The organism is Vibrio sp. ED004 (assembly GCF_023206395.1).
GTDB lineage: Bacteria > Pseudomonadota > Gammaproteobacteria > Enterobacterales > Vibrionaceae > Vibrio.
In genome coordinates this window covers 3712776-3736373 of the sequence record NZ_CP066149.1, presented here as the reverse complement: position 1 = coordinate 3736373, position 23598 = coordinate 3712776, and the positions used below count along the sequence as shown (strand labels likewise).

The 23598-nt window shown below is 44.3% G+C and carries 20 protein-coding genes; 11 read left to right on the top strand and 9 right to left on the bottom strand.

What is annotated here, in order from left to right:
* Positions 1-36 precede the first annotated feature (36 nt).
* The 3 genes from ITG10_RS17085 to ITG10_RS17075 all read right to left on the bottom strand — a co-directional run bounded on the left by ITG10_RS17085 (position 37) and on the right by ITG10_RS17075 (position 5410).
* The gene (locus ITG10_RS17085) at positions 37-1656 is read right to left on the bottom strand and encodes a methyl-accepting chemotaxis protein (protein ID WP_026084181.1); all 1620 of its coding nucleotides are present in this window, start codon (positions 1654-1656) and stop codon (positions 37-39) included.
* Between the two features lie 273 nt (positions 1657-1929).
* Positions 1930-3957, bottom strand: coding sequence for a cache domain-containing protein (locus tag ITG10_RS17080; RefSeq protein ID WP_248386550.1), 2028 nt, complete (start codon positions 3955-3957; stop codon positions 1930-1932).
* A complete protein-coding gene (locus ITG10_RS17075; protein WP_026084182.1) occupies positions 3947-5410 on the bottom strand; it encodes a sigma-54 dependent transcriptional regulator in 1464 nt (487 codons plus the stop codon). Before ITG10_RS17075 ends, ITG10_RS17080 begins: the two co-directional genes overlap by 11 nt.
* Before the next feature lie 302 nt (positions 5411-5712).
* On the opposite strand from ITG10_RS17075, the gene ITG10_RS17070 reads away from it, so the two are divergent.
* The 5 genes from ITG10_RS17070 (at position 5713) to ITG10_RS17050 (ending at position 10537) form a co-directional block, all read left to right on the top strand.
* Positions 5713-6519 carry a substrate-binding domain-containing protein gene (locus tag ITG10_RS17070; RefSeq protein ID WP_017630259.1) on the top strand — a complete coding sequence of 269 codons (807 nt, stop codon included), beginning with the start codon at positions 5713-5715 and terminating at the stop codon, positions 6517-6519.
* Positions 6520-6729: 210 nt separating this feature from the next.
* Entirely contained in the window at positions 6730-7428 is a 699-nt protein-coding gene (locus ITG10_RS17065) for an ABC transporter permease (protein WP_132968372.1), read from the top strand.
* A gap of 10 nt (positions 7429-7438) precedes the next feature.
* A complete protein-coding gene (locus ITG10_RS17060) occupies positions 7439-8158 on the top strand; it encodes an energy-coupling factor ABC transporter ATP-binding protein (protein ID WP_017629968.1) in 720 nt (239 codons plus the stop codon).
* Entirely contained in the window at positions 8136-8720 is a 585-nt protein-coding gene (gene mobA / locus ITG10_RS17055) for a molybdenum cofactor guanylyltransferase MobA (protein ID WP_046224284.1), read from the top strand. The genes ITG10_RS17060 and mobA overlap by 23 nt, the downstream gene beginning before the upstream one ends.
* A complete protein-coding gene (locus ITG10_RS17050) occupies positions 8720-10537 on the top strand; it encodes a bifunctional molybdopterin-guanine dinucleotide biosynthesis adaptor protein MobB/molybdopterin molybdotransferase MoeA (RefSeq protein ID WP_017629910.1) in 1818 nt (605 codons plus the stop codon). The genes mobA and ITG10_RS17050 overlap by 1 nt, the downstream gene beginning before the upstream one ends.
* Positions 10538-10657: 120 nt before the next feature.
* Here the strand turns inward: ITG10_RS17050 and ITG10_RS17045 are convergent, their stop codons facing one another.
* Positions 10658-12760: a GGDEF domain-containing protein gene (locus tag ITG10_RS17045; RefSeq protein ID WP_017629909.1), complete on the bottom strand. Its 2103-nt coding sequence runs from the start codon at positions 12758-12760 to the stop codon at positions 10658-10660.
* A 288-nt stretch (positions 12761-13048) separates the two neighbouring features.
* On the opposite strand from ITG10_RS17045, the gene ITG10_RS17040 reads away from it, so the two are divergent.
* On the top strand, positions 13049-13315 hold the full coding sequence (locus ITG10_RS17040; RefSeq protein ID WP_017629908.1) for a DUF2960 domain-containing protein: 267 nt from the start codon (positions 13049-13051) through the stop codon (positions 13313-13315).
* A gap of 180 nt (positions 13316-13495) precedes the next feature.
* Here the strand turns inward: ITG10_RS17040 and nagK are convergent, their stop codons facing one another.
* A complete protein-coding gene (nagK, locus tag ITG10_RS17035; protein ID WP_017629907.1) occupies positions 13496-14404 on the bottom strand; it encodes an N-acetylglucosamine kinase in 909 nt (302 codons plus the stop codon).
* 163 nt (positions 14405-14567) lie between these two features.
* Positions 14568-15314 (bottom strand): tRNA-uridine aminocarboxypropyltransferase, encoded by a 747-nt coding sequence (locus ITG10_RS17030; RefSeq protein WP_248386549.1) that lies wholly within the window; start codon positions 15312-15314, stop codon positions 14568-14570.
* A 72-nt stretch (positions 15315-15386) separates the two neighbouring features.
* Between ITG10_RS17030 and ITG10_RS17025 the strand changes: the two genes are divergently transcribed.
* Complete coding sequence (locus ITG10_RS17025) at positions 15387-16190, top strand: sterol desaturase family protein (RefSeq protein WP_017629899.1); 804 nt, start codon at positions 15387-15389, stop codon at positions 16188-16190.
* A 289-nt stretch (positions 16191-16479) separates the two neighbouring features.
* Here ITG10_RS17025 and ITG10_RS17020 read toward each other — a convergent pair whose 3' ends face one another.
* Positions 16480-18534: a methyl-accepting chemotaxis protein gene (locus ITG10_RS17020; protein ID WP_026084141.1), complete on the bottom strand. Its 2055-nt coding sequence runs from the start codon at positions 18532-18534 to the stop codon at positions 16480-16482.
* 104 nt (positions 18535-18638) lie between these two features.
* Between ITG10_RS17020 and ITG10_RS17015 the strand changes: the two genes are divergently transcribed.
* Positions 18639-19124: an NlpC/P60 family protein gene (locus ITG10_RS17015; RefSeq protein WP_026084142.1), complete on the top strand. Its 486-nt coding sequence runs from the start codon at positions 18639-18641 to the stop codon at positions 19122-19124.
* 87 nt (positions 19125-19211) lie between these two features.
* Here ITG10_RS17015 and ITG10_RS17010 read toward each other — a convergent pair whose 3' ends face one another.
* Entirely contained in the window at positions 19212-19556 is a 345-nt protein-coding gene (locus ITG10_RS17010; RefSeq protein ID WP_017629902.1) for a DUF3802 family protein, read from the bottom strand.
* A 546-nt stretch (positions 19557-20102) separates the two neighbouring features.
* Here ITG10_RS17010 and ITG10_RS17005 point away from each other — a divergent pair.
* Both ITG10_RS17005 and ITG10_RS17000 read left to right on the top strand, forming a co-directional pair.
* On the top strand, positions 20103-20969 hold the full coding sequence (locus ITG10_RS17005) for a fructosamine kinase family protein (protein ID WP_017629903.1): 867 nt from the start codon (positions 20103-20105) through the stop codon (positions 20967-20969).
* Between the two features lie 63 nt (positions 20970-21032).
* Positions 21033-21236, top strand: a complete 204-nt coding sequence (locus ITG10_RS17000; protein ID WP_017059600.1) for a CPXCG motif-containing cysteine-rich protein — start codon at positions 21033-21035, stop codon at positions 21234-21236.
* Between the two features lie 108 nt (positions 21237-21344).
* On the opposite strand, the gene ITG10_RS16995 is transcribed toward ITG10_RS17000, so the two are convergent.
* On the bottom strand, positions 21345-21953 hold the full coding sequence (locus tag ITG10_RS16995) for a riboflavin synthase (protein WP_017629904.1): 609 nt from the start codon (positions 21951-21953) through the stop codon (positions 21345-21347).
* A gap of 161 nt (positions 21954-22114) precedes the next feature.
* Here ITG10_RS16995 and ITG10_RS16990 point away from each other — a divergent pair, with 161 nt between their 5' ends.
* Positions 22115-23485 carry an MATE family efflux transporter gene (locus ITG10_RS16990; RefSeq protein WP_176681209.1) on the top strand — a complete coding sequence of 457 codons (1371 nt, stop codon included), beginning with the start codon at positions 22115-22117 and terminating at the stop codon, positions 23483-23485.
* The last annotated feature ends 113 nt before the right edge of the window (positions 23486-23598 follow it).

Sequence of the window (23598 nt, the reverse complement as noted above, 5' to 3'; positions counted from 1 at the left end):
GAGGTTTTGTCTTTGTAAACGCTAAGTGCTTTTGGGTTACACCTTAAAGTACTTCAACTGTTCTGTTAAATGCTCTGTGGTGTTGGCCATTTTCTGACTATCCTCTGCCAGCGATTGTGAGGCTTGCAGTACCTCATTAGCCGCTAAGTGAATACCAGTGACACTCTCACTCATTTCCGTCGCTACTGTGCTCTGTTGTTCCGACGCTGCGGCAATCTGCGCCACCATGTCATTAGCGTTGTGCAGCTCATTCACTATCACATCCAATTGCTGACGTGTTTCGTTCGAAGCCACGACACTGTGATCTACTTTCTCATTACTGCTTTGCATCGCTTTAAAGGTACGCTCAGCTTGCTGAGTCAATTTTTCAATCGTACTTTGAACTTCGTTGGTCGAGTTCTGAGTACGACTCGCTAGATTACGCACTTCATCAGCCACAACTGCAAAACCCCTACCTTGCTCACCCGCACGTGCTGCTTCTATCGCTGCGTTGAGTGCTAACAAGTTTGTTTGTTCTGATACATCACGAATCACACCAACAACTTGGCTAATCTCAGTCACACCAGATTGCAGATCTTTGACTAGGTTATTCGCTGTCGAGATGTTCTCTGAAACCTGAGAGATGGTTGTCGACGTTATCTGCATGTTTTCGTCGTTCTGATTTGCATGGTCGACGACCTTATTGGTGCTTGCGGCTGTGTTCTCTGCATTGACTGCTACATCTGAGATAGTGGCGCTCATCTCTGTCATCGCAGTAGACAGCAATTCAAGTTGCGCGTGTTGGGAGTTAACACTGGTTGCAGCCTCTTCACTCGCTTGCGCGATATGACTCGCCATATTGCTCGATAAGTCCGCTGACTCATTGGCTGTGCGAAGCGTACTTTGCAGTTTATCGAGCATGGTATCGATCTGATGGCTCATATCACCGAGCTCATCTTTACGTGTCATGTTCATGCGCACACGAAGGTCGCCATCGGCAATCTTATGGGTGTTATCGATAAGCTTATTCAGTGGAACAAGGATGTTGTTGGAAATAGCGTAGCCCATAGCGAATAGTAAGCCTGATAAAACAACCGCTACCATTCCTTCCTTAATGGCTAAGGCATAGAACGCCTCTTGGATATCCGCGACTAAGATTCCAGAGCCGATTACCCAGTTCCATTCTGGAAATAACTGAACGTATGAGATCTTGTCTTTGAGTTCACCTTGAGGGCTCATCCATTGGTAATCAAGAAAGCCTTTCTCTTCCAGAGTACGCGAAATAGTCACCATCTCGCGCCAGTGATGCTTACCTGCGCCATCTCTCAGGTTTCCGGCATTGGTGCCGTTAAGCTCTGGCTTTAGCGGATGGCTGATGATGTTGAGCTGCTGGTTCAGAATCCAGAAGTAATTGGTGTTGTCATAGCGAAGCGTCTTGATGGCTTGTAGCGCACGATCCTTTGCGACCTCTTCACCTAGTACACCGCGTTGGCTGTAATAGTAGCTTGCCAAACTTACCGCGGTTTCGACTTGCGCACTGAGCTTATCTTGTCGCTCTTCCATAGAGCTCGCTCGCTGCTGCATTAAATTAAAGGTGGATGCCATTGCCAGTAGAACGACCGATAAAATGACGATGGAGACGAGTTTTGATTTGATAGATAGGTTACTTAATTTCATAGCTGACTGACTTTATTATTTGTTTTGATTATGGATTTTCGACCAAGTTATCAAAAATTCGTACAGTCCAGATGATATGCATCAAGATCGAAAGATATACACTGTGTTACATAACCAAAAAGAGGTATACGTCAAACAGGCAAAGGTTGAGATTTGGCTGGCGATAGATTAGTAGTGCGGGATTTTCGTGCTTGGGTTAAAACGTTCGCGTAATAGCCCAAGCGCGTTAGAAATATTATCGGGTGATAATATCGGTGAATTGGTTGTTAGTACTTATAGATTTGATACAAGCAATTGAGGTGTGGCTTTTTGTTGAAGATAGATACTAAATCGACTTCCTTTACCGACTTCGGATTCAACACGTATTTCACCGCCCGTTTGGCTCAAGATACTTTGAGAAACGGATAAGCCTAAGCCTGTGCCATCTCGCTTGGTGGTGTAGAAAGGCGAGAAAATGCGTTTCAGCTGCTCTTCCTTGATGCCGCAACCTTCATCTTCCACATGAACAATTGCCCCATGAGACACGCCATTCTCGACCCAGTCTTCACTTGAGATCGTTAATGTGCCCTGTCCGTCCATTGCGTGAATCGCGTTCATCTGTAGATTAACCAGAATTTGCAGCAATTGGTTTCGGTTAACTTCGACAGACGTTTTCGCGTGTAACTGTGATACGTACACAATCCCTTTCTTCTTGGCACCCGTTTTCACAAGCGTAATGCTCTCATCCACGATTGGGTTGATGTGTTGCCAAGTGATCTCATCTTGTACACCGCCGTGTCGGCTGTATTGAAGCAGGCTTCGTGTGATGTTTCGGATACGGTCAATCTGCTCCATGATGGCGTGGACTTCTTCTTCTACGCGGCTCACTTCATCACCTAGCTCAAACTTCATTAGTTCAACGTTGCCAAGAATCACAGCGGTTGGGTTATTGATCTCATGGGCAATGCCCGCGGTCAATTCACCTAGCGCAGCTAACTTTTCATTCACCACCAGCTTATCTCTGGCTTGATTGAGCAGTTTGATGTGCAGTTCGAGCTCTTCAGTTTTCTCTTTCAAGCTTGCCGTACGTGAGTGAACTTTGCATTCCAGTTCAGAAGCCGCTTGTTGAATCTCTTGATTACGTTCATGAAGTAAGTCCAACATTTTGTCGAACTGCTTAGCAAGCAATGTGAGTTCGTGTTGATCATCTAAGCCGAGCGTACCAATTCGCTTGTCCTGCCCCATCTGCACTAGCTTGACCACTTTATGGATGCGTTCGATTGGGTTGAAAAGATCACGCGCGCCGCGGTGAACGATCAAACCAGACGCCAACAATAAAAGTACGATGGTAATGCTGATTTCGCCAAGGTTAGTCAGATACGTTTCGATAAGCGGCCAAATCAGATAACCGGTATAAAGCATGCCAATCACATTATCGAACTGGTCATGAATGGGTTGATAAGCCGTGATGTACCAAGCGTCATAAACATACGCACGGTCTAGCCACTCTTTGCCTTCGTTTAAAACTTTGGAGTGAACTTCGTGTGAAACACGCGTACCAATCGCACGCCCTGCGCTGTCTTCGCTGCTTAAAGGTACATTGGTGCTGACACGTAGTTCATCAAGGAATACAGTGACAGTACCAATACGGCGGTTGAACCCATCGCGTTGCGGATAGATCAAGTTGCTGATTTGATCGACAAGCTGTGTGCTGTTGTTGAGCAGAATGCCGCCATCAAGAAAGCCGATCACGTGTTCATTCTTATCTCGAATAGAAACCACGGTGCGACTGACTAAGCCTCGTGTTTCAACGCTCTTCCCTTTGAGCATCGGCACTTCAGCTTTCTTTGCGAGATCACGATCTAAGGTATTGAGTTCATCTTGACTCAATACGCTGAAAAACGATTCTTTGTGGGTCAGGTTTAAGTATTCGAGCTTCTTCTCCATGCTCTCAACACTTCGCCAGCGAAGAAAGTCGAGTTCATAGCGAGATTTGTTTTCAGAAACCCAACGAATAAGATCCTCTTGCGAAAGATCACTCGTGAGTTTGACTCGGAAGTTGTATGACTCAGCAAAGGCACGAACGTTATAAGCCTGTTGGCTTTGAATCAGATGAATACTGTTGTCCGCTACGTCTAGGCGCTCATCAACATCGATCAGCGCACCCTGCCACGTGTAATGAATTGACCAATACAACGTGATAGCAACAAGTGCACACAACGTAAGAATGATCGGTGCAGATGTCAGAAACAGTAAGCGGTAACGCACCATAGTTTTGAAACGGAACGCCCACTTTGACCACCACTGACGTCTAATCGGCATATCCAGAGCCTTCTGTATTCCAATCTTTGTATTTACGCTCTAGCGTTTTGCGTGCAACGCCAAGATCTCTCGCTGCAGCAGACTTATTGCCATCATGGAAACTCACCAACTGTTCTATATGCGATTTTTCGACTTCTTTAAGCGTCCAAGTGTTTGGGTAGCCCTCCGCGGCGTCAGAGTTATTCAAGTTTGGCACTTCCGCGCCGTGTGACACCGTCACTGATATACTGGCTGGTGCTGGGTCGCCATTTACTTCACGCCAATAGTGAGCTGGTGGCTTGTCTAGCAGAATGCAGCGCTCTACTAAGTTCTTAAGTTCACGGATATTGCCCGGCCATTCGTATTCGTTCATCGCCAAGATGTCTTCATGTGCCCAGTTTGGAACGGGCATGCCTAGCTCACTTGATAATAGACGAGTGAAGTATGGAACAAGCTCGATTAGATCAGACGGACGCTCTCTTAGTGGCACCACATCAATCTTCAATACATTCAATCGATAGAAGAGATCGCGACGGAAGTGCCCTTTATCGACCTCTTCTTGAAGGTTACGGTTGGTCGCTGCAACGACACGTACGTCGACTGCAATCTCTTTCTCACTGCCGACAGGTCGGATTGTGCGTTGTTCTAACACACGTAAAAGCGCTGCTTGCATTGGCAGTGGCATTTCACCAATCTCATCAAGGAAAAGTGTGCCGCCGCTCGCCACTCTGAATAAGCCTTCACGGTTCTTCTTCGCACCAGTAAACGCGCCAGAGGTGTGACCAAACAATTCGCTTTCCAAAAGTTCTGGAGCAATAGCGCCACAGTTAATTGGTACAAACGGCCCTGTTCGCTTGCTGGCTTCATGCACGCCACGTGCAACCAACTCTTTACCTGTGCCCGATTCGCCTTCAATAAGAACCGATGCTCTTGATGGCGCGAATTGGCTGATGAGCAGCTTAAGTTGCTTGGTTTTGTCTGAACTGCCGATTAGCTCGGTTTTAATATGACGGCTAACATCGCGCTTCAACGCGTATTGCATTCTTTGGTCTAGGCGTTTATCCATGCAGCGCAGCACAGCTTGTATCATCTGCTCTAGGTTGAACGGTTTTAGGATAAAGTCAGAAGCGCCAAGCTTAAGTGCCGAGATGGTCATCTCTAAATCGGCATAGCCAGTCATAAAAATCACATCAGCTTTTCGGTCACTGTCGTTAAAGGCTTCTTCCCATTCAATACCAGAACGGCCTGGAAGGTTGATATCTAGAACAATGAGGTCGAAGTGTTCGTTGCAACGCAGAACCTCGGCTTCTTCTACTGAACCTGCGCTCGATACCTTGCCAAAGTACTTACCTAGTGCTTTCTTAAGAATTGCCTGCATCCCAATTTCATCATCAACAACTAAGACAGAAAATGCCTGATATTGAGTCAATGTGTTTGAATTGAGATGAGACGTACTTGAACTAGGTAAAGACATAATGATCAGCCGATAGGGAAAGTTGGGACAGAGTGTACCAATTAACCTTTTGATCAACAGGGTCAAAGTGCGACATTTTGTCCTAGCTCATGTTTTGATTCAATTTATAGGGGCAAATGGCGCAGTTTTGTCCGAAATAACAGCAATTTAATGAAATCTGATGCATCATTTATTGGCATTAAGCTTGCTTATAAGGTGATGATTTCTAATTACAAGAATTAGCATCTTATGTACATGCCCTTCTTTGAGCCCTTTAAAATGAAGGCATGTCATTCATTTATAACAGAATGGACATAATAATAATGAAAGCAATTCCCCTAACTATTGCAGCTCTATCTATCGTCAGTTACTCGGCTAGCAGCGCAGAAGACACCACGCATATCAAGCTTGCGACAACGACAAGCACTTACCACTCTGGCCTACTGGATTACCTACTGCCTGAATTCGAAAAAGATTCTGGCATCAAAGTAGATGTTCTTGCTGCGGGTACGGGTAAATCTCTTCGCATGGGTGAAAATGGCGATGTGGATTTGGTGATGACTCACGCACCAAAGGCTGAAGCGAACTTTGTTGAAAAAGGCTACGGCGTTTTACCTCGTAAACTGATGTACAACGACTTTGTGATTGTTGGCCCTCAAAGTGACCCGGCAAAAGTTGAATCTCAAAAAGCAGTCGCTGATGTCTTCAAAGCAATCGCAACCAATAACGTGACGTTTGTGTCTCGTGGTGACGATTCAGGTACGCACAAGAAAGAGATGGGCATTTGGGCACAAACCAAAATGGAACCAAACTTTGGTGGCTACCGCAGTGTTGGTCAAGGCATGGGCCCTACTCTGAACATGGCGTCTGAAATGCAAGGCTACACCATGACAGACCGTGGCACGTGGTTGGCTTACCAAAACAAATTGGATCTTAAAACCCTTTTCCAAGGCGACAAGAACCTATTCAATCCTTACCAAGTAATCCTTGTTAACCCTGAGCGCTACCCAAGTATTAACTACCAAGCAGCGAAAGTATTCAGTGATTGGTTGGTGAACCCTAAAGGTCAGAAACTGATTAACGACTTTAAACTGCATGGCAAACAGCTGTTTGTAGCAAGCGCAGAATAGTTTTTCGTAAGCGTAGATTCGTTTATAACAAGCTGAGAATGGTTTGTTGTAAGTGCTAATTCCAATTAGCACTACGCTTAACTAATCAGTTAACTGAAGCGATTAAAGAAACAATAGCTGGCCAATATAGGCTCAATAATATTGTGTCAGCTATGATTAACATCAGTCATTACCGATAAAGACCTATTATCGATTCACACGAGATACTTCATGACCCTATGGCAAACAACGCTTGATGCATTAAATTTACTAGTCAGTTTTGACCAAGAACTGTGGCAAATTGTAGCGGTATCCTTCAGCGTATCTTTGTCCGCCATTTCATTGGTGATTATTCCTGCAATCATCATGGCTTTCATATTGGCTTATACCGAGTTCCCCGGTAAATGGGCGCTGCTGTCGGTGATCAACACCTTACAAGCTATCCCTACCGTGGTAATTGGCTTGCTGATGTACATGATGCTCTCTCGTTCCGGCCCATTAGGTGACTGGCAATTGCTGTTCACTCAAAAGGCGATGATTCTGGGTCAGATGCTGATCTGCTTCCCTATTCTGGTTGCTATGATGCACGGTGCGCTGCAAGCCAGTGACCGTCGAGCAGTAGAAACGGCACGTACTCTTGGTGTCTCAACGACTCGAGTCGCGTGTACCTTGATTTGGGAAACCCGTTTTCCTCTACTTGCAGCTGCCATTGCTGCCTTCTCTCGTATCGTAACTGAGGTGGGTTGTTCAATGATGGTCGGTGGCAACATTATGGGAATGACTCGAAATATCCCAACGGCTATTGCTATGGAAAGTCACAAAGGCGCATTCGCACAAGGTGTCGCGCTTGGCATGGTTTTATTGGCATTGGCATTAGCCCTTAACTTTTTCCTTTCCAGTGTGAGAGGAAAAGGCTATCTAAGAACTTAGGAACGCTGTCATGAGTATAAAAATAACAACGCAGCAAATTTCAATGCGCTACAAAGAGCGTGTTTTGTTCCATATCCCTGAGCTGTCGATCGGCCCTAACGACGCTATTTATCTGAAGGGTGACAACGGTGTTGGCAAAACAACCCTACTTAAAATCTTGTCAGGTTTGATCAAACCAAGCTCTGGCCGTATTCAATGCCCAACACAAAGTTGGCAACACAACCTGTTTCCTAGGCTAAAATTCAAAGACATCATCTATCTTCATCAAACCCCTTACCTATTTGATGGCTCTGTGTACCAAAATGTCGCTTATGGCATTCGCTTTAACAAAGAGAGCCAAAAAGATAAGCGAGCTCAAATAATTAATGCTTTGAGGATGGTAGGTTTAGAAACCCTAGCAGACGAGCACATTTCCGTGCTGTCTGGTGGTGAGCGTCAACGCGTAGCAATGGCAAGAGCTTGGATTCTTAAGCCTTCAATCTTGCTGATGGACGAACCAAGTGCTTCTTTAGACAAAGAATCTATTGAAAGATTGGTGATTATGGCCGAAGATCTTCTTCAGAGAGGCGCGAGTTTAGTCATTACCAGTCACCAAACCAACGCGTTAACCGATTTGTGCAAGAAGCAGTGGTGGATCAAAGACAATACCTTGACCGAATCACCGCTTCTGCAAGTAATTAAAAAGAACAAAGCACAAGAGAATATTTATGTTGCTTCCAACGCAAACTAGTTGGGTTATTTTGGCTGGCGGACAAGCCAGCCGTATGGGCGGAAAAGATAAAGGACTCGTTGAGCTCAACGGTTCCCCGCTTATTCAATACGTTATAGACAAGCTGTCACAACAAGATGTCAGCATCACCATCAATGCCAACCGTAACTTAGACAGTTACCAAGCATTCGCTCCGGTTGTTTCCGATTCATTCCCTGATTACCCAGGTCCTTTGGGTGGTATTCACGCTGGCCTTAAAAACGCGGCGACAGATTGGGTTGGCTTTGTTCCTTGCGACAGCCCTCAAATCAGTGACGACCTTGTCGAGCGTTTTTGCGCTGCGGTAAAAGAAGACAGCGATATTCTTGTGGCTCACGATGGTGAATATAAACAGCCTGTGTTTACCCTATTTCACAAGCGTGTACTTCCAAAGTTAGAAGCCTTTTTAGAACGTGGCGACCGCAAGATCATCTTGCTGTACAAAGAGTGTGTGACTGAGTACGTCGATTTTAGCGACGCGCCAAACTGCTTTGTAAATCTCAATACACCAGAAGAACTCACCCAATTCGGAACGCTTCAATAATGAAAGATTCAAAAAAACGCCCTAACCTTCCCTTATTGGGTTTTGCTGCCTACAGCGGTACAGGCAAAACTACCGTACTTGAAGCGTTACTGCCTTTGCTTACCAACGCCGGTTTGAAAGTGGGTGTTCTTAAACATGCTCACCACGATTTCGATGTAGATACGCCGGGTAAAGACAGCTACCGCCTGCGTAAAGCTGGCGCAAATCAAATGCTGATCGCTTCACGTAACCGTCACGTGATGATGACAGAAACGCCAGAAGCCGAAGTAGACTTTGATTATCTGCTTACACGTTTTGATACCAACACGCTCGATTTAATTTTGGTTGAAGGCTGCAAGAACATCGCCTTCCCTAAGATTGAGCTTCACCGCGACGAAGTGGGCAAACCTTGGCTTTATCCAAACGATGACAACATCATTGCTATCGCTGCGGACAGCAAAGTTGAATCCGACCTGCCACAAATGGCGATCAGCGACTTAGACGCGATTCGTGATTTCATCATCGACTATGTTCAATCGTTCGACCCTGCTTCGAAAACAAGTAAAGTCGCTACGTGTGCATCATCAAAAGACAATACGCCAGTTGTGTGTTGTGACTCTTTCTCTCCAGCCGGCCTAACGGTGACTCAAGGCCAACAAAAGATTGTTGATAGCATTGATGCACTAGAGCTGATTGAATCTGTTGCGTTAGAGCAAGGCTATGGTCGTGTATTGGCTGAAGATGTTATCTCACCAATCAACGTGCCTCAGAACACTAACTCTGCGATGGACGGCTATGCCATTCGTGGTGAAGATTTAGAGCTAGATAGCTACCGTGTTGTTGCCGAAGTGATGGCTGGTCACTGCTACGACCAAACCGTTCAACAAGGTGAAGCCGTTAAGATCATGACTGGCGCGCCAATGCCTGAAGGTGTTGATGTGGTTGTGATGCGTGAGCAAGCCGTTCAAGAAGGCGGCACAGTTAGTTTCCCAGATGCGAAAATTTCAGTAGGACAAAATGTCCGTATGGCGGGTGAAGACCTCGAGATCGGTCAACCTGTCTTTACGCGTGGCACACGAATCGAAGCACCAGAAATGGGGATGATGGCGTCACTGGGTTTCGGTACCTGCCCTGTTCTCCGTAAAATGAAAGTGGGCGTGTTCTCGACGGGTGATGAAGTTCAAGCACCTGGTAGCGAGCAGAAGCCAAACTCTATCTACGATTCAAACCGTTTTACTATTATCGGTATGCTTCAAAAGCTAGGTTGTGACATCGTCGATTACGGCATCATTGAAGATGACGAACAGAAGATGATGGATGTACTTCACGCGGCTTCTTTAGAAACTGATATGGTTCTGACGTCTGGTGGTGTGTCTGTTGGTGATGCTGACTACATCAAACTTGCGTTGGACAAGTTGGGTGAGATTAATTTCTGGCGTATCAACATGCGCCCGGGTCGCCCTCTTGCTTACGGTAAAATTGAAGATAAACCTTTCTTCGGCTTACCGGGTAACCCAGTTGCTGTGATGGTGTCGTTCATTAACTTTGTTGAGCCTGCAATTCGTAAGCTGCAAGGTCAAACGAACTGGACACCAGTGAAAGCGAATGCGATTGCTACAGAACAATTACGTTCTCGCCAAGGTCGTACTGAGTTCAGCCGTGGTGTGTTCTCAATGAACGAATCTGGTGTGCTTGAAGTGAAGACGACGGGTAAACAAGGTTCAGGTATTCTACGTTCAATGAGCGAAGCAAACTGCTTAATCGAAATCTCACCAGCGGTTGATACTGTCAAAGTCGGTGAAAGAGTGACGATCATTCCATTGCAAGGTCGTGTTTGATTTTGCACATCCTTGATTTAACATAGCTTGCCAAGAAAAAGACGAAGCCCACTTATATTAAATATAAGCGGGCTTCTTTTTTGGTTCGTACTGAAAAACTAGATTGATATACCGAGTAGCTTAAACGACCGTTGGCTTATCTAACGGACAATTGGCTAAGTCGCAGTTATTCAGATAACAGTCGATTAGATTATAATTGTTACGGCCACTTTCTTTTACTCGGTACAGTTGCTTGTCTGCGATGTCACAGATCATTTTGAAGTTGCTGTCGACGTTGTCGCTAACAAGCTCAACGTTTACCCCGCCGATTGATAAGGTAAGCTGCTTGGCTCTGATCGCTTTTGGGCTAACTAACGCCAACTCAGACAAGGTATCTCTAAGCGTAACGACTTTCTCTTCGATATCTTCGCTACTTTGACCAAAGCAGATTGCCATAAACTCATCCCCGCCATATCGGAACAAGTAATCGTTCTTGGTCGAGAATGTACTTCTCAGTAAACGACTAAGAATACGAAGCGCTTCATCTCCTTGTAAGTGACCGTGAAAGTCGTTGTAGGCTTTGTACTCATCAATATCAATCATCAATACTGCAAGTGACCGTTTGTGCGTATAAGCATTACGAATCAACACAGGTGTAATTTTGTCGAGTCGATATCGATTCGATAAACCCGTTAATGGGTCTGTCGTGCTCAACACCTCAAGCGTTTGATTGACACTCTCTAAGCGCTGTCGTTGCTTTTGATTTTCAAGCGACACGGCAATAAAACTCGCCAAATGCTCGATTAACTGACAATGGTGTTGTTGGTACTGATTGGGTAAATGATGCTGTACGGACAACAGCCCTATTACTCGTTCATTGAGAATGATCGGCGTCAGAATGATGGAGTTGGTATCTGGCTTGTCTTTGACAACCACCAAGTCATCGTCTTTACGTGAGGCCTTGTCGACATAGGGCTCTAATGCATCATCGGTGACGCTGTTCAAATGCACGGTCGCGCGCTTACGAATCACATAAGTACCGACGGTTTGGTTATCTTGGCAAGTGACCTTAAGGTTTTGTACCAAACCTTGAGTATCGACAAAATACTGATAGTCGAGTATGTCGGACTCGTCATCGTACAGCGCAATACCGAATTCGAACGTCGGCAGAATCGTGTTTATCTTACTTAGGATTTCAGGAAGCACGCTATAAAGGTCTGGAGCGGTAGCAATGAACTGACCGATATCGGTAATCGCGCCCATGTACTTTTGCATTTGGGTAAACACTTCGTGCTGTTGCTTGTCTCTTAAAGTATCCACGCTTTGCAAAATACGATCGCTTTGTTTGCGTTCGTAAGCCTTGAGGTATTTTTCTGAAAGCTCAATATGTTCTGTTTGCAGTGATGCGAGACCATTACAATCTTGTCGATGGTGAAAGATTTTCGCCTTGGTCTTCGCGTAAATACTGTAGAAGTGGTAACTGTTTTTGAGCTCAAAGTTCTGCTCTAGGAAAAGGCATCGCTCTTGAGCTTGTTCAAGCTCTCCTATTTCCACCAAATATCGAAACCAACACACCAAGTTTTCCATTCGATTATGGTCGTCGTTGATTTTCAGGAAATACTGTTCCGCTTGATAGAACGCATCAAGCACATCACTTGGAGTAAAACCGCCCTGTTGAACTTCATCTTGTTGAACCCTACCTTGCTGAACCATAGTTTGGGCTAGGTATCCGTGACACAGTGCGAACGTTCTATTGCTTGAGAGTAACTCGGCTATCTTCTTCGCTTCAGCGATTGCTCGAATCGCTTGGTCAAACTCTCCGGTATACGCACAACCATAAGCGAGGTTAAGGTAGCTCACCGCACAATCTAACTGGCGGTTAGCATTCTGAGATGACGTTACCGCTTTACGTGCATATTGTTTGGCTTCTTCGAACTTCCCTAAGCTCAAATGCATGTCACTTAGGTTGCAGTAGATGAGCGCTCGAATGTTGTCATCAACAAGATGTAAGTTCTCTAACGTCTTTGCATAACACGCATAAGCCGATTGGTAGTCGCCACAGTCGTTATAAACCGACGCCAATAGACCATTGACGAAAACAGTGAGTTGAACTTCTTCTGGTTGGGTTGCATTTAGGCAGGTTTTATAATGTTCGACAGCATCAAGTAGATTGTCTTGGCGATCACTTTTGTACGCCTTCAGAAAAAGCGCAATAGACTCGGGAAACGGTTGGATTATGGTCACGGCATATCTTTCTTACTCGCGCGTCGACTTCTTCTAATCCTTTGATTCCAGGATAGTTTTGAATTCGAGTGATGATTCCCATAATCTGAGGGTAAAGCGCATTGATCATAAATTAGATTTAAGCCGATCAAACATATAAATTGTACATAGTGTACCATAAAATATTTTTGCGACTTACTGCACGCTTTATTGATATCGCTAATATTTCAAGATTTTTTATCATAACCTTGAGCCACGTACTGTTTTTATGTAGAGTGCGCGAAAGTAATAATCCTATTGGAGAGCATCATGGCTCGTACCATTCTGTATACCTATAAAGACGAAGACAAAGAGTTACTGTTTTCTAAGCAAGAACACCGCACGATCCAAGAAGCTGTAGCTGCAGCCGAAGGCATCGATATCTCTGAGTATCTTAAAACTGAGCAACAGCTTGAGTTGATTTCTGATACGAAAGCGGTTCGTAACTACCAAGACAACTACTTCCGCAAGCTTGGCTTTTCGAAGCTTACGTTGAAGCAAAAAGACAACCTTGGTGTTGGTAAAAAGAAGAAGTAAGCCCTCTAGCTCTTTTTCTTGGTATTTAGTTCTAGGCTCTAGTTTCAGGCTTTTCGTTTTGGCGTTACTAGTTAAGAGTTAAAGAAACCAAAACACCAAACAATAAAAAATGCCGCAACCTCTTTCGAGATTGCGGCATTTTTATTTATGCTTTTCAACTAGCTCAACGTTAAGTCGCGATTACTTAATGTTAAGGAATGCAGCACCACGAACGCCGCCTGAATCACCGTGTTTCGCTTTGATGATCTTAGGACACTTCGCTACAGACAGTAGGTACTTAGGCACACGCTTTGGCATCTCTTCGTAGATAAGCTCGAAGTTTGAAAGACCGCCACCCAATGCAACAACATGTGGGTCAAGACCAGTAAACAGGTTCGCGAAACAGATAGCCAATAGCTCCATGAAGCGATCAACGTGCTCAGCTGCTTTTGCTTCGCCTTCGTTGTATGCTTGAATGATCTCAATCGCTTTCTTCTTCTCGCCGTAGTAGTGCTCGTAAATCAACTCAAAGCCACGACCAGATAGGTAACTGTCTAGACAACCTTTCTTGCCACAACCACAGCCTAGTAGCGGTGCGTTATCGCCAAGGTGGAACCATGCATCGATAGGAAGGCGCATATGGCCTAGCTCACCTGCAACGTGGTTACGACCAGAGAACACTTTACCTTCGTAAACTAAACCACCACCGAAGCCAGTACCTAAAATTAGGCCAGCAACTGATGGTTCATCTTTAAGCTCATCATCCCACGCTTCGGAAAGCGCGAAACAGTTTGCGTCGTTCTCGATTTTTACACTACGGCCAATAAGCGCTTCTAAATCTTTACGTAGTGGCTTACCTGTTGAAGCAGGTACGTTAACAACCAGCATTGTGCCGTCGTCTGCGTTTTCCATGCCAGGAAGACCAAGGCCAATTTTGCCTTCGCAAGAGAGTTCGCTATCGTACTTTTTTACCAAACCAGCAATTGTATCAAGCAATAACTGATAATCATCTGTTGGTGTTGGAACACGCTCTGTTGCTACTCGCTCAAGTTTCTCATTGAATGCACCAAACTCAATTTTTGTGCCGCCAACATCGAAGCCGTAATACATGAAATCTCTCCAATTTTTCCCTAAATTCGGGCAAATAAATTCTTTAAATAAAACAACTGAGGAACATTATCCATAACACTCCCCCTACAAACCGTGATAGATAACAAACTTATCTCGTGTTCGAGTCTGTTTGAACAACAAGTCAGCACAAAGCGGTTAAAGGTTAGAGTGAAGTCTCACTTTTACTGTGTTCTATGAAAGCGTTCAGGCTAGGTTTGGTCGGATCTGACTTATAACGCGTCTTACTTAGCATGTAGCTTTCACGAAATGCTTCAAACCAAAGCTGTAAAGTCTTCGCGCCCTGCTCTTCACCTGCTTGTTTTAATACCAAGCTCGCCACTTCGGCTGTAGATAGATGTTGGTCGTTGTCTGATTTACGCATCATGTATTGAGAAACCGACTCAGGCTCGATCGATAACACAGGTAAATCTTGTAAGTATTCCGAGCGTCTGAAGATACGTCTTGCTTCACGCCAGCTACCATCGATGAAAATCAGCAGCAGCTTTTTATTTGGGTCACGCATTTGTGGTAAGTCTTGAACCACTCGCGTTTTGTCATCGGTGTAATCTTCAGGGAACACAATGACAGGCTGATACTTGTCGTCTTTCAGTACATCCAACATCTCTGCGTTGGGTTCAGTTCGATGCCAAAGGTAAACATGGCTGTCTTTTACAGTGTCCACAATCAAACGGCCTGTGTTACTCGGCTTTAAGATTTCGTTGTCTGACAAGATCAACATGGTCGCGACGTTCGTATCTATATCTGGTTGGTGTTCACAAATACAACTGTCTTGTTTGATTTTGCAGTACTCACATCGCACAACTTTACATCCGCGCGCATTAAACGGTTTGGTAGAAAGAGATAAACGGTGTTGGTATAAACGGTGGAAAGCGTGGATTCTCATGGACAATAACGATAGATAGAACTAGAAAAGTGGCACGATTGTACTTACAGTGGCTTGATAATGATAGAAGGAATTCTTATGCAAGACCCATCGCTACTTCGCCTTGTCTGTTTTATCACCGCTTTCATCTTGTGTGCATTGTGGGAGTACCGTGCTCCTCGAAAAACACTGACTCAAAACAAGTGGTTTCGTTGGGGTAACAACTTCTCGTTGATGGCGGTTAACAGCGTTTTATTGGCAATATTAATCCCCGTAGCTGCGTTTCAAGCGGCTTTGATTGCTGAGCAAAACCAATGGGGACTGTTTAATAACATTACGCTTCCTTTTGAAATCACCGTGTTTCTCTGTGTCGTGTTGTTAGACCTTGCCATTTACACGCAACATCTTGTCTTTCACCGTATTCCGCTACTTTGGAAACTTCATCGTGTTCATCACGCAGATCTAGATATTGATGTAACGACAGGCACGCGCTTCCACCCGATTGAGATGATCTTATCGATGCTGATTAAAGTGGCGTTGATTTTTGTACTCGGCGTACCGGCTTTAGCGGTCGTGATATTCGAAGTGGTGTTGAATGTGAGCGCGATGTTCAACCATAGCAATGGGCGTTTGTCATTATGGTTCGACAAACAATTACGCAAAGTGATTGTGACCCCTGACATGCATCGAGTGCATCACTCTGTGATCGTCAAAGAAACGCATTCGAATTTTGGTTTCTTTTTATCGGTGTGGGACATTTGGTTCAAAACCTATCGCGCTCAACCTAAGCTTGGCCACGACAAGGTAAGCATTGGCGTTCCTGAGATACGTGATGGAAAAGAACAAAGGCTAGATAAGTTGATTACCCAGCCATTTAGATACAACGAGAAACCGAATAATTAGACGGAAACCAAAATATTACGTTAAACCAAGAAATTACGCTTTGAGTTCACGCAGGTAGCGGTAATTAGCTGCGATTGTTTGTACGCTGGTCAGCCTTCGGTTTGATCTGATCTGGGTGGTGATCAATGGTGTTGCATCACTTATCTTCTTCCAACACATCATGCCTACTCTGTTTATGTAAGCACGTCATCATCAGTAAGTAGTTAACGAATAAACGAAAGGCAGAGTATCGAACTCTGCCTTTTTGTTTTTTCTAATAGTTGAATACTGAAACTGTCAGACTTTGCGGTTATTTTGCTGAATCAAATTGGTATTTATGAAGCATAGCTTGTTGGTGTCCCGCGATTTCTGCCACCTGTTCTGAGCTTTCAATCATGGATTCAAGCTGTAATTTAGTATTCTCACCTTGTTCAGAAACACGGGTGATGGAATGTGTTACATCGACCGTTGCACGTGCTTGTTGTTCTGTTGCCACCATAATTTGTTCAACACGTCCTTTAATCTGGCTAACTGCAACCTCAATTTTTTCAAAAGCTTGCTTCACATCGCCACTGGTTTGCAGTGCATTGGCCATTTCACTTCGAGATTCAGTAACAGACGTTCGAGAACGGTCAGCCGCAGCCACCAGCTCATTCATCATATTGCGAATATTGGTAGTTTGTTGAGATGTGCCACTCGCCAATTTACGCACTTCGTCGGCAACGACAGCAAAGCCGCGCCCTTGCTCTCCTGCTCGCGCTGCTTCAATTGCCGCATTCAGTGCTAACAAGTTGGTGTTTTCTGCGATGCCACTGATCATGTCGACCATTTCACGAATCTGTTTCACGCGGCCATCAAGGTCGGCCATTGATTCTTCGTTCATGCTTAGTGAATGTTCTAACGCTTGTAAACGTTGCTGGTTAAGCCCCACCACCTGGCTACCATTGACTGACTCGTCTTCGGCAACTTGTGCATCGTCATTGGATGCGTTCGAAATACGTGCAATTTCACCGATTGACGCTTCCAGCTCAGTAATCGTAGTGATCATATTCTGTAGCGATTCGTTTTGTTCGTTCAAGCTAGAGTTGGTTTGCTCTGCAGCGTCGTGGCTTACCTCAGCAGTTTGGTAAAGCGTTTCACAGTTACGAGTCACCAAGCGAACCGAGTCTGCGGTCGAATCGACAACGGTATTCAGCTTAGAAGCAATTACTTGTAACTCTAATGGCCCCACCAACGCACTGTGCTTCGAGAAGTCGTGATCTGCGAGCAAGCTCAATTGTTGAGTAATGTTTTTCAGCCCTTTGTTTACCCAGCGGCGCAGTACTAACCATGAGATCACAATGATCACGGCGATCACTAGTCCACTAATAAACAACACACGGTCAATGTTGGTAATGGTTTGATTTACGACCAGTTCGCTTTCATCGATCAGGTGTGCAGCGGTCGAAGATAACTGGTTCAATGTATTAATAACGGTATTCGCCAAGGTAATCACTTGGGCTAGGTTCTGCTCTTGCTGCTTAACCAGTTCCAATTTAAGCAGTATTTGTCTAATCACGCCTTCTTCTGTGAAGCCCTCTTTTACCATCTCATAAGGTGCGGTAAGGCTTGCGAACTCCGCGATGTCTGGATGCCAATCAGCAAAGTCACTGTAAGCCAAGTTAAGGCCAGCGATTCGGTTTCTCAGTTGGCGGTATTCGTCTTGTGCTTTATCGATGTCAGATTGCATCATTAGCATTAAGAAGGTGTTGGCCATTGCTGACGCGCTCGATGTAAAGCGGTTCGCGGCATCACTGGCTTCTGGGTTGTCTTCGACTAAAAACGAACTGATGCGGTTCATTTCAGGCCCGATAGAGCCGACACCGTAACGAAACTCTCCCATTTTGCTGTCGATCAGATTCTGTTTACTTTGAATATCAATTTGCGCCAACAGAACCGTATTGGTCATCTGTTGCAGTTGCGCCATATCATCAATAAGGATTTGTTGCTGTTCTAAAGAGATCGCATCAGGAAAAGATTGGGAGATAAAAAGGAGTTCCTCTAGGATTGCGTTACTCTCGGAAGCGAGTTGATCAATGGAGTCTCGTGTTGCGTTAAGTGTGTCTAAATCGGTTGATTGGGTGCTGTAAGTAAGAAGTTTGACTTGTTCTAATACGCTTTGCGTTAATTCTGCGTTGTGAAGTGCGAGTGGTAACGCCTGTTCCGATAGCGTATCGAAATACCCTCCTACTCGCTCAACACCTCTTATACTGACCATAGATAAAAAGCTGACAAGTAACAGAATGGAAATAAAGACAGCACTAACGGTTTGGATGAGCGAGAATGTATAACGTGAGGGTTTTATTGATAAATTTGTGTCGGGCATGTGAAATCCAGTTTGACTACGAAAAGAGATATCCTTAAGTTAGTCCGTATACTAGAAGTCCTTGATGACGTTTTTATTTCATTTTTTTTTCAGAAGAGTTACATATGAAATTCAGAAAAATGCTTGCAGTTACAATAACTTTCGCAACATTAGCTGCATGTAGCTCAAACCCGTCCTCCTCTCAGCTTAGTAAAACCGCACAGAAACCTTTATCAAAGTCAGAACAATTGACTACAAATGCTTATATGAGCGTGTATGAGCAGTGGAAAGGTGTGCCGTACCATTTCGGCGGAACGTCATTTAGAGGTGTAGATTGCTCCGCTTTTGTACAAATAGCCGTCCAAAATGCGACCCAACAAGCCCTACCAAGAACCACAAAAGACCAGAGCCAAAAGGGAAAAGAAATTGCGTATGAACAGGCTACGAGTGGCGATTTGGTGTTTTTTAAAACATCGATGACGGTGCGACACGTTGGCGTTTATTTAGGAAACAATCAATTCCTACATGCTTCTACATCGAAAGGTGTGATTATATCGAGGCTGGACAACCCTTATTGGGCTTCCAAGTTTTGGCACTTTAGGCGTTTATAGCGGTTCAAGAGATTCACCGCTGGACGACATAACATCAAATGTTACGGCTTAAACGCCTTTTACTATTTTAGATTGATACGCGAATAACTAGTCGTATTTAGCGACAGCCGTATCAAATAGGTTTTTCACTAACGCGATGTATTCGTCTAGGAACACGATCTGTTCGTTAGTCGCCTTCTTAGCCCACACACCTGCCAATACTTCACCTAAATCCGCAACAACGGCGTCTGCTTCTTTCAGCAGTTGAAAACGTACACTCGCGTGCAGTTCAGGGTTTTGTTCGAAGATAGCCATGATGTTCGTTGAAATCATGTCTGTAATAATGTCTTCGACACTTTCATTTCCTGTATCACCATTACCATTGGTAAATACATCTAGGTTGAATGATAGGTGCTCGATTAAAGCTAGATAGCCATCGGTTTCTACAACCACAATAAATCTCCGTTTTAAGCTCTTAAGCAGATTAACACGTTCTAGGCTAATACTATGTAAATGAAGCCATTTGTCATCATTTTATTGCTAAAAGTAATATTAAAATGATCTTTGCTAGCATTTAAGCTCAAAATTGAATCAATCTACAAACAAAGCAGAGAAATAGGACTTAACAACGGTTTCAAGTGCGATCTTGATGGGCACTCACCCCGCCTTCTACACGACGCAATTAGTGGACTATTAGTAATAGCTAAAATTTAAGCGTAGACAATAGCAAGCCACCTGCGATTTTCTAGTGAACGACCTCGAATTTGATGTCGAGTGTGAAGCTAGTTCCAAACAAGAACGCCTTGTTGTCAGACATTTTTTGTCGATTAATCAAAGGCATTGAATCAGTGCCAGTTCACAAATCCGCTAATTGATTCATATTGATATGAATTAGAGCTGAGAACATTGACCAGTACGTCTATAAATTACTCAGATTTATCCTAAACTATTGCTATTAAACGATAGTATTTCAAATCAACAGTTCTGTGAGGATTTCCTATGTGGCAGGCCATTTCTCAACAGCTTTCAGATACGCTTTTGTTCAACTTTCAGATTACTGAACGTACGAAGGTCTCTGGTGGTGACATTAACGATTGCTATATGATCAGTGATGGTAATGAACGTTACTTTGTTAAAGTGAATCAGCGTGAATTTCTACCCAAGTTTGAAATTGAAGCTGAGAACCTGCGTTTATTAAGAAATACCTCCACCGTGTATGTGCCCGAGCTTGTTCTTATTGGGAAAACCAAAGAGTGCTCGTTCATTATCCTCAATTATTTACCAACCAAACCACTAGAAACGGGCAACAACAGTTTCGATTTTGGTGTTCAACTTGCCCAGCTTCACCAATGGGGAGAGCAAAAAGAGTTTGGTTGCGATCAAGACAACTACATCGGCAGTACCCTTCAGCCTAATCCGTGGCATAAAAAATGGGGACGTTTTTTCTCAGAGCAACGTATCGGTTTTCAACTTCAACTGCTGAAAGAGAAAGGCATTAAGTTTGGTGACATCGACGATATTGTTGACGTGGTGAATATGCGACTTGCAGGCCACAACCCTCGCCCTTCTTTGCTTCACGGCGATCTTTGGAATGGCAATGTCGCTAACTCTGCGTTTGGCCCAATTTGCTACGACCCGGCTTGTTACTGGGGTGACCATGAGTGTGACTTGGCGTTAACCGAATTGTTCGAAGGTTTCCCTAAAGAGTTTTATGAAGGTTACCAAAGCGTCATGCCGCTCGACGTTGGCTATACTGATCGAAAAGATATTTATAACTTGTACCATCTTCTCAATCACTGTAATCAATTTGGCGGTCATTACTTGGCACAAACCGAAGCGTGTATTCAGAAGATTCAAGCCGTTTAATACCAATTACAGCTGTTTATAACCGAATACGATTGGTATCAGTTACAGTGAGGAGAATTTGCCATGCATAAATACACAGAGAAACATGTCTCCTGTCCGCATTGTGGGCACGGTATTAACATCACGCTTGATGCATCAAATGGTAGCCAAGACTTCTATGATGATTGTCCTGCGTGTTGCAATGCCATTCATTTGGATATGCAGGTCGACGAGGTAAGAGACAGAATCAACCTTTCGATTGATGCCGATGACGAGCAAGTATTCTGACAATCAGTTTCTCGTTTAAATAACGATCAAAAAAGAGCACCTCATGTGCTCTTTTTTAATTTGGTAACCGGTGTAATTTTATCGCCACCGACGCAATGCACTTAGTGGCTATTTTTGGTTCGCTAATACGCGCTCGACAGTATCAACAATTGCCTGTGTTTGAGGGTCGAACTCTATGTTTACTTGATCGCCTACTTCACGGACGCCAAACAGAGTGCGATTCAGCGTTTCTGGGATCAGATGAACAGAGAAACGGTTATCTTCCACTTCGCCAATAGTTAATGAGCAACCATCAACACCAATGTAACCCTTGCTCAACACATACTTCATTGATTCTTGCGGTAGTTCGAACCAAAGCGTTCGGTTGTTTTCTGTTTTAATCACATCAACTAGGTTAGCCATCAGAGTAATATGACCAGACATGCTGTGCCCGCCAATTTCGTCTCCAAACTTTGCTGCACGCTCAACATTCACTTTGTCACCTACATTAAGTTGGCCTAAGTTCGTCAGTCGCAATGTCGCTTGCATTAAATCAAAAGCAATCTGGTTTCCTGAAATTTCCGTTACCGTTAAGCAACAACCGTTATGAGCTACTGAAGCACCAATGGCTAATCCTTCAACCATTTCGTCACTTAGCTCAATGGTATGAGTTTGAAACGACTCTTTTTTGTTGATAGCAACCAGTGTTGCCATGCCTTGAACGATACCTGTAAACATAAGATTCCTATTTAGCATTTTAGTAACAGTTTTTCATAGCAGTTATTGTGACATTTCTTTATGATTCGTCCAGTGGAAGCTTAAGATCATTGTCTCTGATTCCTTCAGAATGTCCTTTCCTACACTATTATTCTAATTTTCCCTCTTATTTGGAGTTGTTTGTGCATCGTTACAAAGAAGAATCCTCGAATCTAATTAAACTTGCGACCCCAGTATTGATCGCATCCGTTGCACAAACTGGAATGGGTTTTGTTGATACCGTAATGGCCGGTGGCGTAAGTGCTATCGATATGGCGGCGGTTTCGATTGCAGCAAGTATCTGGCTACCATCAATCTTATTTGGTGTTGGCCTATTGATGGCGTTGGTTCCTGTCGTTGCACAACTGAATGGTTCTGGTCGACAAGTAAAAATTCCATTTGAAATTCAACAAGGCGCATTTTTAGCGCTCGTCATCTCTCTTCCAATCATTGGCGTGCTGTTCCAGACACAATTGATATTGGAGTGGATGGACATTGAACAACTCATGGCAGAAAAGACCATAGGTTATATGAACGCGGTGATGTTCGCTGTACCTGCATTTTTGCTGTTCCAAACCTTGAGAAGCTTTACCGATGGAATGTCTTTAACTAAGCCTGCAATGGTGATTGGTTTTATTGGCTTGCTATTAAACATCCCGCTTAACTGGATGTTCGTATACGGAAAGCTTGGTGCTCCTGCCTTGGGTGGTGTTGGTTGTGGCGTTGCAACGGCTATCGTGTACTGGGTGATGTTTGCACTGCTGTTCGCTTACGTTTTAACTTCAAAACGTTTAGCGAAAATCAACATCTTCGGTACGTTCCATAAGCCGCAACTTAAAGCTCAGATTCGCCTGTTTAGACTTGGCTTCCCAGTCGCGGCCGCTATCTTCTTCGAGGTAACCTTGTTTGCCGTTGTTTCCTTGTTGGTTGCCCCACTTGGCTCATTGATTGTTGCCGCGCACCAAGTTGCGATCAACTTCTCTTCACTAGTCTTCATGATTCCAATGAGTATTGGTGCCGCCGTGAGTATTCGTGTTGGCCATAAGCTAGGTGAAAACAATACCGAAGGTGCGAAGATCGCGACACACGTGGGCATCATTGTTGGTTTAGTGACTGCATTAATGACGGCAGCATTGACGGCCATTTTCAGAGAGCAGGTTTCATTACTGTACACAGAGAATACCGCGGTAATTACCGTTGCAATGCAATTACTGTTGTTCGCAGCGGTTTATCAATGTACCGACGCCATTCAAGTTATCGCTGCAGGTGCTTTGCGTGGCTACAAAGACATGCGATCGATCTTCAATATTACCTTTGTGGCTTACTGGTTGCTTGGTCTTCCTATCGGCTACATCTTAGGAATGACAGATTGGATTGTTGAGCCTATGGGAGCACACGGTTTCTGGGTTGGCTTCATAATTGGTCTATCTTCAGCAGCGACCATGCTTGGTATGCGCCTTCATTGGATGCATAAACAAAGTGATGAGGTGCAACTGGAGTTCAGTTCTCGATAATCTAGCCAGCAACAATTTTCGTAACTAGCATTGGTGTAACCCGCTAAGACATAAAACAAAAAAGAGCTCTGATTTTCAGGGCTCTTTTGCTTTCTAAATTATTAAAATCAAAT

Coding starts and splice junctions, on each gene's coding strand:
- ITG10_RS17085 (WP_026084181.1), bottom strand. CDS start 1,656: ATGAAATTAAGTAACCTATCTATCAAATCAAAACTCGTCTCCATCGTC.
- ITG10_RS17080 (WP_248386550.1), bottom strand. CDS start 3,957: ATGCCGATTAGACGTCAGTGGTGGTCAAAGTGGGCGTTCCGTTTCAAA.
- ITG10_RS17075 (WP_026084182.1), bottom strand. CDS start 5,410: ATGTCTTTACCTAGTTCAAGTACGTCTCATCTCAATTCAAACACATTG.
- ITG10_RS17070 (WP_017630259.1), top strand. CDS start 5,713: ATGAAAGCAATTCCCCTAACTATTGCAGCTCTATCTATCGTCAGTTAC.
- ITG10_RS17065 (WP_132968372.1), top strand. CDS start 6,730: ATGACCCTATGGCAAACAACGCTTGATGCATTAAATTTACTAGTCAGT.
- ITG10_RS17060 (WP_017629968.1), top strand. CDS start 7,439: ATGAGTATAAAAATAACAACGCAGCAAATTTCAATGCGCTACAAAGAG.
- mobA (WP_046224284.1), top strand. CDS start 8,136: ATGTTGCTTCCAACGCAAACTAGTTGGGTTATTTTGGCTGGCGGACAA.
- ITG10_RS17050 (WP_017629910.1), top strand. CDS start 8,720: ATGAAAGATTCAAAAAAACGCCCTAACCTTCCCTTATTGGGTTTTGCT.
- ITG10_RS17040 (WP_017629908.1), top strand. CDS start 13,049: ATGGCTCGTACCATTCTGTATACCTATAAAGACGAAGACAAAGAGTTA.
- nagK (WP_017629907.1), bottom strand. CDS start 14,404: ATGTATTACGGCTTCGATGTTGGCGGCACAAAAATTGAGTTTGGTGCA.
- ITG10_RS17025 (WP_017629899.1), top strand. CDS start 15,387: ATGCAAGACCCATCGCTACTTCGCCTTGTCTGTTTTATCACCGCTTTC.
- ITG10_RS17020 (WP_026084141.1), bottom strand. CDS start 18,534: ATGCCCGACACAAATTTATCAATAAAACCCTCACGTTATACATTCTCG.
- ITG10_RS17015 (WP_026084142.1), top strand. CDS start 18,639: ATGAAATTCAGAAAAATGCTTGCAGTTACAATAACTTTCGCAACATTA.
- ITG10_RS17005 (WP_017629903.1), top strand. CDS start 20,103: ATGTGGCAGGCCATTTCTCAACAGCTTTCAGATACGCTTTTGTTCAAC.
- ITG10_RS17000 (WP_017059600.1), top strand. CDS start 21,033: ATGCATAAATACACAGAGAAACATGTCTCCTGTCCGCATTGTGGGCAC.
- ITG10_RS16995 (WP_017629904.1), bottom strand. CDS start 21,953: ATGTTTACAGGTATCGTTCAAGGCATGGCAACACTGGTTGCTATCAAC.